12 protein-coding genes, 1 tRNA gene and 1 pseudogene are annotated in these 13,851 nt (G+C 63.5%); 13 read left to right on the forward strand and 1 reads right to left on the reverse strand.

Annotated elements, in window-relative coordinates; all coding sequences use genetic code 11:
- Positions 1 to 6: 6 nt before the first annotated feature.
- The 12 genes from ABIB27_RS05855 (at position 7) to ABIB27_RS05910 (ending at position 12,318) form a co-directional block, all read left to right on the forward strand.
- Positions 7 to 690, forward strand: coding sequence for a DUF501 domain-containing protein (locus tag ABIB27_RS05855; RefSeq protein WP_502909121.1), 684 nt, complete (start codon positions 7 to 9; stop codon positions 688 to 690).
- On the forward strand, positions 687 to 1,634 hold the full coding sequence (locus ABIB27_RS05860) for a Ppx/GppA phosphatase family protein (RefSeq protein WP_354253668.1): 948 nt from the start codon (positions 687 to 689) through the stop codon (positions 1,632 to 1,634). Before ABIB27_RS05855 ends, ABIB27_RS05860 begins: the two co-directional genes overlap by 4 nt.
- A gap of 35 nt (positions 1,635 to 1,669) precedes the next feature.
- Entirely contained in the window at positions 1,670 to 3,052 is a 1,383-nt protein-coding gene (locus ABIB27_RS05865) for a S8 family serine peptidase (RefSeq protein WP_354253669.1), read from the forward strand.
- A 34-nt stretch (positions 3,053 to 3,086) separates the two neighbouring features.
- Positions 3,087 to 4,577: an NAD(P)/FAD-dependent oxidoreductase gene (locus tag ABIB27_RS05870; protein WP_354253670.1), complete on the forward strand. Its 1,491-nt coding sequence runs from the start codon at positions 3,087 to 3,089 to the stop codon at positions 4,575 to 4,577.
- A 109-nt stretch (positions 4,578 to 4,686) separates the two neighbouring features.
- A complete protein-coding gene (locus ABIB27_RS05875; RefSeq protein ID WP_354253671.1) occupies positions 4,687 to 5,628 on the forward strand; it encodes an N-acetyltransferase in 942 nt (313 codons plus the stop codon).
- Between the two features lie 23 nt (positions 5,629 to 5,651).
- Positions 5,652 to 5,725: transfer RNA gene (locus ABIB27_RS05880), tRNA-Leu, on the forward strand.
- Between the two features lie 338 nt (positions 5,726 to 6,063).
- Positions 6,064 to 7,296 carry a branched-chain amino acid ABC transporter substrate-binding protein gene (locus ABIB27_RS05885; protein ID WP_354253672.1) on the forward strand — a complete coding sequence of 411 codons (1,233 nt, stop codon included), beginning with the start codon at positions 6,064 to 6,066 and terminating at the stop codon, positions 7,294 to 7,296.
- Positions 7,297 to 7,383: 87 nt separating this feature from the next.
- Entirely contained in the window at positions 7,384 to 8,391 is a 1,008-nt protein-coding gene (locus tag ABIB27_RS05890; RefSeq protein ID WP_354215131.1) for a branched-chain amino acid ABC transporter permease, read from the forward strand.
- On the forward strand, positions 8,388 to 9,644 hold the full coding sequence (locus tag ABIB27_RS05895; RefSeq protein WP_354215132.1) for a branched-chain amino acid ABC transporter permease: 1,257 nt from the start codon (positions 8,388 to 8,390) through the stop codon (positions 9,642 to 9,644). Before ABIB27_RS05890 ends, ABIB27_RS05895 begins: the two co-directional genes overlap by 4 nt.
- Positions 9,641 to 10,576 carry an ABC transporter ATP-binding protein gene (locus ABIB27_RS05900; protein WP_502909122.1) on the forward strand — a complete coding sequence of 312 codons (936 nt, stop codon included), beginning with the start codon at positions 9,641 to 9,643 and terminating at the stop codon, positions 10,574 to 10,576. Before ABIB27_RS05895 ends, ABIB27_RS05900 begins: the two co-directional genes overlap by 4 nt.
- Positions 10,563 to 11,276, forward strand: coding sequence for an ABC transporter ATP-binding protein (locus ABIB27_RS05905; RefSeq protein WP_502909123.1), 714 nt, complete (start codon positions 10,563 to 10,565; stop codon positions 11,274 to 11,276). The genes ABIB27_RS05900 and ABIB27_RS05905 overlap by 14 nt, the downstream gene beginning before the upstream one ends.
- A gap of 130 nt (positions 11,277 to 11,406) precedes the next feature.
- Positions 11,407 to 12,318 (forward strand): Bax inhibitor-1/YccA family protein, encoded by a 912-nt coding sequence (locus ABIB27_RS05910; protein ID WP_354215133.1) that lies wholly within the window; start codon positions 11,407 to 11,409, stop codon positions 12,316 to 12,318.
- 182 nt (positions 12,319 to 12,500) lie between these two features.
- Here the strand turns inward: ABIB27_RS05910 and ABIB27_RS05915 are convergent.
- Positions 12,501 to 12,765, reverse strand: a pseudogene (locus ABIB27_RS05915) (galactose-1-phosphate uridylyltransferase); the annotation flags it as partial.
- 90 nt (positions 12,766 to 12,855) lie between these two features.
- Here ABIB27_RS05915 and ABIB27_RS05920 point away from each other — a divergent pair.
- Positions 12,856 to 13,815 (forward strand): aldose 1-epimerase family protein, encoded by a 960-nt coding sequence (locus ABIB27_RS05920; protein WP_354253673.1) that lies wholly within the window; start codon positions 12,856 to 12,858, stop codon positions 13,813 to 13,815.
- Positions 13,816 to 13,851 lie beyond the last annotated feature (36 nt).

Consider the following 13,851-nt stretch of genomic DNA (forward strand, 5'->3'; position numbering starts at 1 on the left):
GGAAGGATGGCCGCGCCAGTGGAATCACACACGGCAACTGAGCCGGAGAAATCCCGCCAGCCATCAGCACATGATCTTGAAGTACTGAGCAGGCAACTGGGACGGCCGGTGCGCGACGTCGTCGAAATTCCGGCACGTTGTGTGTGCGGCAACCCACTGGTGGCCGCCACGGCGCCACGCCTGGGCAACGGCACACCTTTCCCCACCACGTTTTATCTGACGCACCCTGTCGTGACTTCTGCCGTCTCGCGGCTCGAAGCTGCCGGGCTGATGAACGAGATGAATGAGCGCCTCACTGCGGATGAGCCCCTGGCGGCTGCCTACCGTGCGGCCCACGAGGACTATCTCGCTGCCCGGGCCGGCATCGGCGAGCGGGCGGGCATCGGCGCCGTTCCGGAGATTGACGGCATCTCGGCAGGCGGTATGCCCACCCGCGTGAAGTGCCTGCATGTGCTGGTGGGGCACTCTTTGGCTGCCGGGCCCGGCGTGAATCCGCTGGGGGATGAGGCCCTCGCCGGCATCAGCGAATGGTGGACGGCGGACCGTTGCTACTGCGCCGGCGCCTGGGACACCGCAGGTGAAGCCCCGTCGCGGGACCTGAGCCGCCATGGACCCCAGGGCCTGCCGGAGATTGTGGGTCGGCCAGCTCCGGTCCGCAAGACCGCCGGCGCGCCGGAGGCAGGTCCATGACCCGCGTGGCCGCGATCGATTGCGGCACCAACTCCATCCGTTTGCTGATCGCGGACGTAGACCGCAGTAACGGTACGGCCAAGCTGACGGACGTGGTCCGGGAAATGCGGGTGGTCCGCCTGGGCCAGGGCGTGGATGCCACCGGGGAACTTGCCCCGGACGCGCTGGCCCGCACCTTCGCCGCCACCGCGGATTATGCGGCAATGATCCGAGAACACGGGGCGGTGGCGGTTCGTTTTGTGGCCACTTCAGCCAGCCGGGATGCCCGCAACCGCGACGTTTTTGTCGACGGGATCCGGGACCTGCTCGGAGTTGAGCCGGAGGTCATCTCAGGCGAGGAAGAGGCCGCCCTGTCTTTCGCCGGGGCCAGCAGCGTCCTTCCCATCCTCGTCGGTGACGAGGTACTGGTGGTTGACCTCGGCGGCGGCAGCACTGAATTCGTGCTCGGCACCGCCAACGGTGTCACGGCCGCCAAATCCGTGGACATCGGCTGCGTCCGGCTGACCGAACGGCACCTTCGGGACGATCCTCCCACGGCGGAACAGATCGCCGCCGCGGAAGCTGACGTTGACGCAGCCATCACCCGGGCGGGACTGGATGTGCCCTTGGAACGCGCCACCGCCGTCGTCGGCGTTGCCGGTTCAATCACCACCATCACAGCCCACGCCTTGCGCCTGCCGGAATACTCCCCTGCGGCGATCCATGGCGTGGAACTTCCCGTCACCACCATCACGGAAGCTGCCGCCGACCTCCTGGCGATGACCAGGGCCAGACGTGCGGAACTGCCCTACATGCACCCGGGCCGGGTGGACGTGATGGGTGCCGGCGGGCTGGTGTGGCGCCGGATCCTGGAGCGTATGCATGAGCTCAGTGCGGGACGCATCGTCACAGCCACTGCCAGCGAACACGATATTCTTGATGGAATTGCCCTGAGCCTCAACTGACGCCAGGCATCAGAGCACCAAGCAGGGGACCCCAGATGACCAGAGCAACAGCCCGGTTCCGCCGGACCGCCTCCGCGCTCCTGGCGATGGCCCTCGCAGGCGTCAGCTTGGCCGCCGGACTGGCGGTGGCACCCGCGGCACAGGCCGACGAGGTGCGGGACAAGGAGCATTGGCTGGCCGAGTCCGGGATCACCAAGGCCTGGGAGGTCTCCAAAGGTGCCGGTGTGAAGGTCGCGGTAATCGACAGTGGTGTGGACGCCGGACACCCAGACCTCAAGGGTGCCGTTACCGGCGGCTACGACGCGTCGGGCGCCGGCACCGCCAACGGACAGAAGATCCTCGGGATCAAACCCGAGCACGGCACTTTGGTTGCCACCATGCTGGCAGGCCGAGGCCACCAGCCAGCGTCGCCGTCGCCGTCGCCGTCGCCCAGCCCGTCCCCGGCCACTGCCGGCCCGGACGGCATGGTTGGCGTGGCGCCTGAGGCGGAAATCCTCTCGGTCTCCACTTGGCTGGGTTCTGCGAACCCCGCAGGCAAGAGCGATCAGGACCAGATTCCCGCGGCCGTCCGCTGGGCCGTGGACAATGGCGCCAGCGTGATTAACATTTCGCTGGGCAGCACCACTCCACAGTGGCCCCAAAGCTGGGACGCCGCCTTTCTCTATGCTGAGCAAAAGGACGTGGTGATCGTTGCCGCGGCCGGAAACCGGGTGGGCGGCAACCTTCAGGTGGGGGCGCCCGCCACCATTCCCGGCGTCCTGACCGTTGCCGGGCTGGACCGCAAGGGCGTGGCGAGCGTCGACTCGTCCTCCCAGGGGATCAGTATCGGCGTGGCAGCGCCGGCGGAGAACCTCCTCGGCGGACTGCCAGGAGGCGGCTATGCCGAATGGGCCGGGACCTCAGGGGCGGCCCCCATCGTGGCTGGCGTCGCGGCACTCATCCGCTCCAAGTGGCCGGAGATGAGCGCCAAGCAGGTTATCAACCGGATCGTCAGCACGGCCAAGGACGCCGGACCCGCCGGAAAAGACCCGCTGTATGGCTTTGGTGTGCTCAACGCCGAGGCCGCTTTGAAGGATTCCGTCGCGGAAGCAGCAGTCAACCCCCTGGGCTCGATCTCGGACTGGATCCGGGTACACCGCCGCGGCAACCTGGCCACGCCTGCTCCTGTGCCCACTGCTGACGTGGCCACCGCCATTCCCACGCTGCCGGATCCTACGGTGCCCGCGGCTAAGGCTCCGTCGCAGCGTGACAGTGCCATTGGCGGCGCCGTCGTTATCGGTTCTGCTGGGCTGTTTGTGGTGATCATCGCCGCGGCCGCCTTCCAGTTGCGCAGGGCCGCCCGGAACCCCGGTTTGGCGCACGACGACCCTGATACGGGCGTCTTGGATACCGTAGATTCCGGCGGTAAACGTAGTTAGTGAAGATTTTCACAAACTACGGTACCCTTGTCTCATGGCAACCACCCCAGAGCTCCAGGACCGTCCCCGGGTACTCGTCGTCGGCGGCGGGTACGTCGGCCTGTACGTAGCACTCAAACTGCAGAAGAAGATCGCGAATGCCGGTGGCATCGTCACCCTCGTGGATCCCCTGCCCTACATGACCTACCAGCCGTTCCTGCCCGAAGTTGCCGGTGGCAACATCGAGGCCCGCCACGCAGTGGTCTCGCACCGCCAGCACCTCAAGCAGACCGAACTCATCCAGGGCACCGTCACCGCTATCGACCACGCCAACCGCACCGCCGTTGTGGCACCCGCGGACGGCGGAGCGCACGTCGAGATTCCCTACTTTGACATCGTGGTCGCCGCAGGCGCCATTACCCGTACCTTCCCCATCAAGGGGCTCGCGGACAAGGGCATCGGCCTGAAGACCATCGAAGAGGCCGTGGCCCTGCGCAACAAGGTGCTGGAGCGGATTGAAGCTGCGTCCACCATCAGCGACCCCGCTGCCCGTGCCAAGGCCTTGACCTTCGTAGTGGTCGGTGGCGGCTTCGCCGGCATCGAGTGCATCGCCGAAATGGAAGACCTGGCCCGCGCCGCGGTCAGGAACAACCCGCGGATCAAGCAGGAGGAAGTCCGCTTCGTCCTGGTTGAGGCCATGGGACGCATCATGCCCGAGGTCACCGCACCCCAGGCTGAGTGGGTTGTGGAGCACCTCCGCAGCCGCGGCATCGAGGTCCTGCTGAACACCTCGCTGGACAGCGCCGAAGGTTCACTCAAGCTCATCAACCTTCCGGCCAAGACCCCCGCCCAGGAATTCGAAGCAGACACGCTCGTCTGGACTGCCGGTGTGCAGGCCAACCCGATGATCCGTTCGTCCGACTTCCCGCTGGAGCCGCGCGGCCGCGTCCGCGTCCTGCCGGACCTTCGCATCGCCGGTGACGAAGGCATCATCGACAACGCCTGGGCAGCCGGCGACATCGCCGCAGTACCGGACCTCACGGGCAGCGGTCTGCCGGACGGGACCTGCGTGCCCAACGCGCAGCACGCCCTGCGCCAGGCCAAGCGCCTCGCCAAGAACCTGTGGGCCTCCCGCTGGGACAAGCCGCTGAAGGACTACAAGCACAAGAACCTCGGTGCTGTGGCCGGCTTCGGTGAGTGGAAGGGTGTTGCCAACATCAACCTCATCGGCCGCATCGGCCTCAAGGGCCCGCTGGCCTGGCTGGCACACCGTGGCTACCACGGCATGGCCATGCCCACGGTGGAGCGCAAGATCCGGGTCATCATGGGTTGGATCCTGGCATTCTTTATGGGCCGCGACACCACCCAGCTGATCGACCTCGACAACCCGCGCGGTGCCTTCGTGGCAGCTGCCACCCCTGCACCCAAGCCGGCCTCAGCCCCCGCTCCGGCGGCAACCGACGCGCCGGCCGCCGCGGCCCAGCCAGGCTCCGCTGCTGCCACCAGCGTGAACCCCAAGCAGTCAGTGACTGCGGACGCCAAGTAGCGCTGGCTCCTGACCCCGCATTTGGAGTAACGCCCGACGGCGGCTGTCCCCTTCAGGGGGAGGGCCGCCGTTTGCGTCTCCCGGCGGTTGTGCCTTCTAGACTGGCACCATGACTGGACAACTGAACCTCCAGGCCCTGTTGGCAACCCTGAATCCGGTGCTCCGGGACGGCGAATACGTCTACGTCCTGTGGCCGCACGGCAGGCCGCTGGCGCCTGGGATCGAAGCTGCCGTGCGCGAGGCGGAGGGCCTTACTGTGGTCCTGCCGCGGGAAACGGCGGACAGCCTGGACCTGCCCTACGATTTTGTGGCGGCCTGGATCACCCTGCAGGTGCACTCCGAACCGGAGGCGGTTGGCCTGACCGCCGCCGTCGGCAAGGTCCTGTCCGATGCCAGGATCAGCTGCAACGTGCTGGCGGGCTTCCACCACGACCATCTGCTGGTCCCCGCGGCAGACGCGCCGCGCGCCCTCGAAATCCTCGCTGAGCTGTCCGCCGCGAGCCGGAACCAGCCGCGGCCAGAGCTCGTACTCCGGAACGAGACAGTCGCAGACAGGGACAAGATTCTCGCGCTGACAGCCGAAGCCTTCGCCGTCAGCCCCGTCTCCGGCGAGCCGGTGGACGGGGAGCCCCTTGAAGTTGAGGTCCTCCGCCAACTCTTTGAGTGCGAGGAATACCTGCCCGGGTTCAGCGTCGTGGCAGTGCTCGGAGGCGAAGTGGTAGGTCATGTGATCAGCACCCGGGGCTGGGTGGGTGACTACGGGTTGCTGGGGCTTGGGCCCATTGGTGTCACGCCCAGGCTGCAGCGGCACGGGATCGGAACGGCATTGATGAATGACACGATCGCCAGGGCCAACGTGGCGGGGGAGGGTGGCATTGCCCTTCTGGGCAGTCCGGAGTATTACCCCCGGTTCGGCTTCGTTCCGGCGGCGTCGTTCGGAGTCCTGCCGCCCGACGAAGCTTGGGGAGACCACTTTCAACTGCTGCCGCTGGCGGTCTGGCCTGGCGGGGTCCATGGCACGTTCCGGTATGCCGGACCGCTGGCAGGCTGATGACGGTATACCATTGACCGGGCGCCCCAGTAGCCCAATTGGCAGAGGCAGCGGACTTAAAATCCGCGTGTTGTGGGTTCGAGTCCCACCTGGGGTACACATTTTCCCTTCCGCGCACCTTCCAGTCCCCGCTTCCCGGGCCTCCCGCGCCCCATCCATACAGCATCGAACCACCGGGTCCGTTGATTTCGCATATGCAACTACTGTTATGAGGATGTGACCTAAGTCACTTATATCCGCAGCAGATATGCACTAGCTTGAACCTAAATCAGATCCCCTGATCTGACCCTGAATCCGGACCGGGCCACGCCAAGGCCCATGGATGTGTTCTGCGACACAAGTTAGGTAGTAGTCTCAGGAAACTAATTCGGAAGTACGCGCAACTGCCTCGGTGATCCGCAGCAGTCGAGATAATCCGGCTCGGAAGGTAAATAAATGTACCGAAAAAAAATCATCACCTCGTGGGCGGCGGCGGCCACCCTTACCCTCGCACTCTCAGCCTGCGCCAATCAGGCGGGGCCCACCACGACTGACACATCTGGAGCCGCAGGCAAGGTGAATATAAAGTCGATCTCCAAGGTGGACGTGCCCAGCGGTGCTGTTCTCCCGAAGGGCGACGGCAAGGCCACCTGCGCCGCAACCACAACGTTGGCCTACGCGGGCGCGCAGACGGGGGCAAACGCACAACTGGGCATCAACATCTTCAATGGCATCCAGCTGGCCATCAACCAGCACAATGCCGCGAATCCCGGCTGCCAGGTCCAGTTCAAGAAGTTTGACACTGAAGGCGACCCCAACAAAGCCACGGGCCCTGTCACCCAGATGGTCAGTGAAGCAGAAATCGTGGGTGTCATCGGTCTGCCCTTCTCCGGGGAGTCGAAGGCCACCGGCAATATTTTCGAGCAAAAGGGCCTTGTCCACATCACGCCTTCGGCTACCAACCCCGGCCTGACGGGGAATGGCTGGACCACCTTCTTCCGGGGTCTGGGTAACGATGCCGTGCAGGGCCCGGCCGCGGCCAAGTTCCTGACCGGCAAGCTGGGCGCGAAGAAGGTTTACCTCGTCCAGGACGATTCCGACTACGGCATCGGCCTCGGCACGTCGACTTCCGCCGGGCTGGGCAGCGCACTGGTCGGGACCGAGAAGGTAACCACTGGTCAGAAAGACTTCTCGGCTGTGATCTCGAAGATCATGAACGCCAAGGCCGATGCGGTGTTCTACTCGGGCTACTACGCCGAGGGCGCACCCTTCGATCAGCAACTTTCGGGCAAGGGCTTTACCGGCACCTTCGTCGCACCTGATGGTGTCAAGGATGATCAGTTCATCAAGCAGGCCGGTGACGCGTCCAGCAATTCCTACTTCACCTGCCCGTGCATCCCCGGCGAGCTCATTCCTGATTTCGCGTCGGCGTACAAGGAATTGTCCAAGGGGACGGAACCCGGAACGTATTCCATCGAAGGTTATGACGCTGCCACAGTGCTCCTGTCCGGCATTGATGCGGGCAAGCAATCACGCGCTGATCTGCTGGCTTGGGTCAAGGCCTACGACAAAGACGGCCTGAGCAAGCACTACAAGTGGGATGCGAAGGGTGAACTCCAGGCACCGACTGTCTACGGCTACAAAGTGGAGAACGGCAAGATCGTTCCGATCGGACCAATCGGCGAGTAATCGTCACTGGAAGAAAATGGGGGCTGTGGGGTCAGCGTTTGCCGACCTCACAGCCCTTTCCTGACCTATTGCTTGACAGGAAGTCCCATGCTGCCACTGCTCGTCCAATTACCGCCGATGGAAAACGACTGGATTTCCTTCGACGTTCCTTCGCTTATGCAAAACTTCTGGAGCGCGACGTTTGATGGCCTGACCTTCGGTGCTATCTATGCATTGGTCGCACTTGGTTACACCCTTGTGTATGGTGTCCTGAACCTCATCAACTTTGCCCACTCGGAAGTGTTCATCGTCGGCTGCTACGCAGTCTTTTTCACCCTGGGTGGGTTGGGATTCGGCCCTTCAGCCCCGCGGCTGGACATCTGGGCCATCATCCTGAACCTGCTGCTGGCGCTGGTAGTGGCGATGGTCGCGTCGGCGCTGACCGCCTTCGTCCTTGAGCGCGTCGCCTATAAACCACTCCGGAAGCGGAATGCTCCCCGCCTCGTGTTCCTGATCACGGCAATCGGAGCGTCATTCACCATCCAGTACCTAATTTACCTGTGGCGCGGCCCGAGCCCGGAGCTGGCGTTGACCATGTTCCGGCCCACACCGATATTTGACGTCTTCGGGACGATCGTGGATTCCCAGCAGCTGGTCATCATCATCGCTGCCGTCATCATGATGGTGGGCACAGAGCGTTTCATCCGGAAGTCCCGGACCGGGCGCGGTATCCGCGCGGTGGCCCAGGACCCGGACACGGCCACGCTGATGGGTGTCAACAAAGAGCGCATCATCATCACCACGTTTGTCATCGGCGGTCTGCTGGCCGGTGCGGCAGCACTATTCTACGTCATGAAGATTCCGTCAGGCGTCCAGTACAGCGGCGGTTTCGTGCTGGGCATCAAGGCGTTTGCGGCCGCGGTGCTGGGCGGTATTGGCAACGTCAGGGGCGCACTCCTGGGCGGTCTGCTTCTGGGCCTCATCGGCAATTATGGTCAGATCCTGCTTGGAAACTCGCAATGGACCGACGTCGTTGCATTCGTTGTTCTGGTGCTGGTCCTCCTGCTGCGTCCGCAGGGAATTCTCGGCAGTGCCCTGGGAAGGAGCAAAGCATGAGCATGACAGATGGACCCACACCGCTTCCAGAAGCGGCAGCAGCCCAGGCAGCTGCTGACCGCGAGGCCGTCGCGGCCGGACCCGGAAGCAGTGTAACGCCCGAAACACGGGGCCGACGCGGCATCTTTGGTTCCTGGGGTGAACGCTGGAACGCACTCCCGCGCCAGCAGCAATGGGCATTTCTGATAGTCGTCGTGATCCTCGCCTACATGCTGCCCCTGATCAATCCACCGATCATCACCACGGAGCCCGGCAACAATTTCGCCCTCGCTTGCTTTGACATGGCCAGGTTCGCACTGATTGCCGTGGGACTCAACGTAGTTGTTGGATATGCGGGCCTGCTGGACCTCGGCTACGTAGCCTTCTTCGCCGTTGGCTCCTACTGTGCCGCGATGCTCACCAGTCCGGACTCGCCATTCCTGCACATTCCGTACCTGTGGACCATCCCGATTGCCATGGCGGTCACCATGTTCTTCGGAGTAGTGCTCGGCGTCCCAACCCTGCGCCTCCGGGGGGACTACCTGGCCATCGTCACCCTTGGGTTCGGCGAAATTGTTCGCATCCTTGCCACGATCATCCCGGCCATGAAAGGCCAAGTGGGCTTTCAGAATGTGGGCCACCCGCCCGGGACAGAAGCCGACGGAACCCCGATCTTCTCGAATTCCAACGGCGTGCCGTGGTACTGGCTTACGCTGACCATCATCATCATCATCACGCTCCTTGTGGGTAACCTTGAACGCAGCCGCGTGGGCCGCGCCTGGATCGCCATTCGGGAGGACGAGGACGCCGCGGAAATCATGGGCGTGCCAACCTTCAAGTACAAGGTGTGGGCGTTTGCCATCGGGGCGGCCATCGGTGGCCTCTCAGGCGCCCTGTTTGCGGGGCAGGTGGGCTTCGTGAACAACCAGAAGTTCGACGTCACCACGTCTATCCTGTTTCTGGCCGCCGTTGTCCTCGGCGGCGCCGGCAACAAGGTTGGAGCCATTATCGGCGGGGCCCTTGTGAGCTATATTCCGCTGCGCTTCACCGCCATCGCTGAGTACAAGTACCTCATCTTCGGCATTGCCCTCGTGCTCATCATGATCTTCCGGTCCCAGGGCCTCTTCCCGGCCCGCCAGCGGCTGCTTGCCTACGGGCGGCTGGCCTATCAAAGGGTTGCCAAACAGGACAGCGCCGGTCTGTCGTCGTCCGGAGAGCCGCCGGCCCGTGGCCCGGGGCAGAACCAGGACCGTGAGAAAGGAATCCAGGCATGAGCGAGGACAGCAGGTTGCCTGCCGGGGCACAAGGCGCCGCGGAGACTCAAGCAACCCCCCAGGCCGGTCCCGACGTCGCTGCTCTGACGGAGGCCGGAGTGGAGCAGGATTTAGCCGAAATGGTTGCACCGGACCGCGATATTGCGGCCAAAGTAGGTGAGAACCTGGTTGAGGTTAAAGACCTCACCATCAAATTCGGCGGCCTCGTGGCGCTGGACAACATAAGTTTCAACATCAAGCGCGGCGAAATCCTTGGACTGATCGGACCTAACGGAGCCGGGAAGACCACCTGCTTCAATGCCATGACGGGGGTCTACAGGCCGACCAGCGGCCAAGTGGTACTCGAAGGCCAGGTCCTCAACGGGTTGAAACAGCACAAGATCACCAGGCTGGGGCTGTCCCGCACGTTTCAGAACATTCGCCTGTTCGGCGAGATGACGGCCCTCGAAAATGTTGTGGTGGGCCTGGACGCCCGGCACCGGACGAGCGTCGGGGGAGCGCTGCTGAGGCTGCCCACGCATGTCCGTGAGGAGAAATCGGCGATTGTGCGGGGCATGGCACTGTTGGATTTTGTGGGTATCGCAGACCACGCGCATTTCCTCGCCCGCCACCTTCCCTACGGCTACCAACGCCGCTTGGAGATTGCCCGCGCGCTCGCGACGGATCCGAAGGTCCTGTGCCTGGACGAGCCGGCGGCTGGGTTTAATCCGGCTGAAAAGGAGGAGTTGATGGCGCTCATCCGCACCATCCGCGATGAAGGGTATACCGTCCTGCTCATTGAGCACGATATGAAACTGGTCATGGGGGTGACGGACCGGATCGTTGTCCTGGAGTTCGGCAAGAAGATTGCCGACGGCCTGCCACGAGCCATCCGAGAAGACCCGCGGGTTGTTTCGGCCTACCTGGGGGAGCCCGAAGATGACGTTGCTTGAGGTCGAAGGGATCTCCGTTCACTACGGACGCATCCGGGCCATCCGGAACATGTCGTTCACCGTCAACGAGGGGGAAGTTGTTTCGCTGATCGGGGCAAACGGGGCAGGCAAAACAACCACCATGAGGACAATCTCCGGGATCCTCAACCCCACCGCAGGAAAAATCACTTTTGCCGGTGAGGACATCACGCGGATGAAGGCCCACATTCGTGTTGTCCGCGGCATCTCACAGGCTCCCGAGGGGCGCGGGATCTTCCCCGGCATGACCGTCATGGAAAACCTGGATATGGGCACGTTTGGCAGGAAGGACAGGGCAGGCGTCCCGCAGGACCTGGAACGGGTGTTTGACCTGTTTCCGCGGCTGAAGGAACGGATCAAGCAATACGGCGGCACCATGTCGGGCGGGGAACAGCAAATGCTGGCAATTGGCCGGGCCCTGATGTCCGATCCCAAACTGTTGTTGCTTGACGAGCCGTCCATGGGACTGGCACCGCAGTTCATCCGCCAGATCTTCAAGATCATCAAGGAGATCAACAAACAGGGGACCACCGTGCTGATGGTCGAGCAGAACGCCAACCAGGCACTGGCGGGCGCCCACCGTGCCTTTGTCCTTGAAACGGGGGAGATCACCCACAGCGGCACCGGGCGGGAATTGCTGGCGAATCCGGCCATCAAGGAGGCCTATCTGGGAGTGGGTTGAGGAAACCTGCTGCATCACGGTTGGGTTTCGGCGCAGTGCCAGAGGGAACTTATTGGACCCTGCGCGCGTAGATATTGGTAGCGTGGTTTGTAGTTCACGACTCAACCCTTTTACTTGGAGGACACCAGCAATGGCACTTGGCGGAAACCCGATCTTCAACGGAAAGAACTTCCGTGGAGCAACGCAGGCACCGCGTGTCCCGCAGGCGCCCTATGGACAGGCCCAGTATGGCCAGCAGCCGTTCGGACAGCCGTCCTACGGCCGCGCTCCCGGCCAGGTTATGGACGGCCAGGCCGGTTGGGGCCAGCAGCAGAACATGACGGATGCACAGCTGCAACAGATGTATAACCAGCCGGCCGCGGGCCCGGCGGACACCGGCCGGATGACGTACGACGACGTCATCGTCAAGACCGCCGCCTGCCTCGGAGTCCTGCTGGCCGGCGCGGCCGTGACGCTGTTCGTCAGCATGGGGCTCGCCAGCATCCTTATGATCGTCGGTGCCTTGGGCGGCTTCGTCCTGGCAATGGTGAACACGTTCAAGAAGCAGCCCTCACCGGCCCTGGTCCTTGCCTACGCTGGACTTGAAGGCCTGTTCCTGGGTGGACTCACCCGCGTGCTCGACCTGATGTATCCGGGAGTCGGCCTGCAAGCCGTTATCGGCACCCTGTCCGTGTTCACCGTGACGCTGCTGCTGTTCAAGAGCGGCAAGGTGCGCGCCACGCCTAAGGCCATGAAGTTCTTTATGATCGCCTTGGTGGGTTATGCCCTCTTCTCCGTGGTCAACCTCATCATGATGCTCACCGGGCTGACTACCGAACCCTTTGGCCTGCGTAGCGGCATCATTGGCGTGGTGATCGGTATCCTGGCCATCGGCTTGGCTGCATTCTCCCTGGTGATGGACTTCACCAGTATAGAAGCGGGCGTCCAGAGCGGCGCACCCCGGCGCTTTTCCTGGACCGCGGCCTTCGGCCTGACGGTCACGCTGGTCTGGCTCTACGTGGAGATCATCCGCCTGCTGGCGATTCTGCGCGGCGACGACTAACGCCCGCGGCGACGTCCGCCGTCGTACTTTTCAACGCAGCTGAAGGGGCTCCCGCCTGTGCATCGCGCACAGGCGGGAGCCCCTTCTGGCGCTGCAGCTCCGAGACGCGCATGGCTCCGGTAGCCGGGGTCACCGTGAAAATCTCAGGAGCCGTGTAACAGGCCTCAGAAAAGGCGCGTACGCAGGGTGACGCCGATGTCTGCTCCCCGGTTCTCGAACGGAAACACCGGGCGGATCCCGGCAAATTTTCTGAGGGCCTCAGCGCGGTGTCCCCAGGGTTCCACCACCGTGCGACGGGAATCGGTTTTGGAACACCACAACGTCGTCGTCAGGAGCCGGGATCACCGACGGATTGTCCGCGGTCGTGGGGCAGATGGGGCACTGCTCTGTGAGCGGCAGATGCATGCGGGTCTGCCGGTGCGCCGCAACTGCCACCCATTCGGCGGAATCGATCATCTCAAAAAAGAATGGATTCAAACAAAATATAACAAAAGGCGGTGATGGCAGGACCGTCCAGCCACCTGTACGGTGGTGCCCATGACTTCGAGCACAACCCCGGACGCCAATGTTCCGTCCGGTTTCCAGACGTACGCCACCGGCAGGCAGTATGAGATCCGCAGGGGTGATGCCCTGGCAGTGGTGACTGAGCTCGCGGCGGGCCTGCGGCTCTACAGCAAGGCCGGCGTGCAGCTGACCGAGACCTATGGTGATGCCGAGATTTCCCCCGGGGCCGCCGGAATCACCCTCGCCCCCTGGGCAAACAGGGTGGAGGACGGGGTCTGGTACTTGGACGGGAAGAAGCAGCAGCTCGACATTACGGAGGTTTCCCGGAACAACGCCAGCCATGGCTTGCTCCGCAACTCCGCCTACAACCTCGTGGACAAGTCGCAGTATTCGGTGACCCTTGAAGCGGCAGTATTTCCCCAGCATGGCTACCCTTTCCTGGTGCGGCACCGGGTGCAGTACCTTCTGGCTGAAGATCAGGGCCTGGAAGTCCGCCAGACGTTGATCAACGATTCCAAAGCGCCGGCTCCGTTCGTTCTTGGGGCCCACCCGTACCTGCGGCTCGGTGAAGTGGACATGGACGATCTCACCCTGACTGTCGCCGCCGACACCCGGCTCGTGGCGGACGAGCGGCTGATTCCGCGCAGCTCGGAGCCTGTCGCCGGCGACAGCGATTTCCGCTCCGGCCAGCGTGTGGGGGACCTTGATATCGACGTCGCCCTGACAGACCTCGCGTTCGACGGCGGTTCGGCCCGCCACACGCTGAGCGCGTCCGACGGCCGCTGCGTAACGCTGTGGCAGGACGAGGCCTGCCGCTACGTCCACGTCTTCGTCACAACCCAGCTGCCGGGCAGGCCCAAGGCGGTGGCCATCGAACCCATGACCGGTCCGGCCAACGCCTTCAATTCAGGTGACGGACTGCGTTGGCTGCCGGCGGGCGACTCGTTCACTATGACCTGGGGGATCAACTCTGTCCTGGGCCACGCCGGGTAGCCGTTTCGCATAAGGGCCATGGCTGCGGAAGTATGA

The sequence above is a fragment of the Arthrobacter sp. UYEF21 genome (genome assembly GCF_040546085.1).
In the GTDB taxonomy this organism is placed as follows: Bacteria; Actinomycetota; Actinomycetes; order Actinomycetales; family Micrococcaceae; genus Arthrobacter.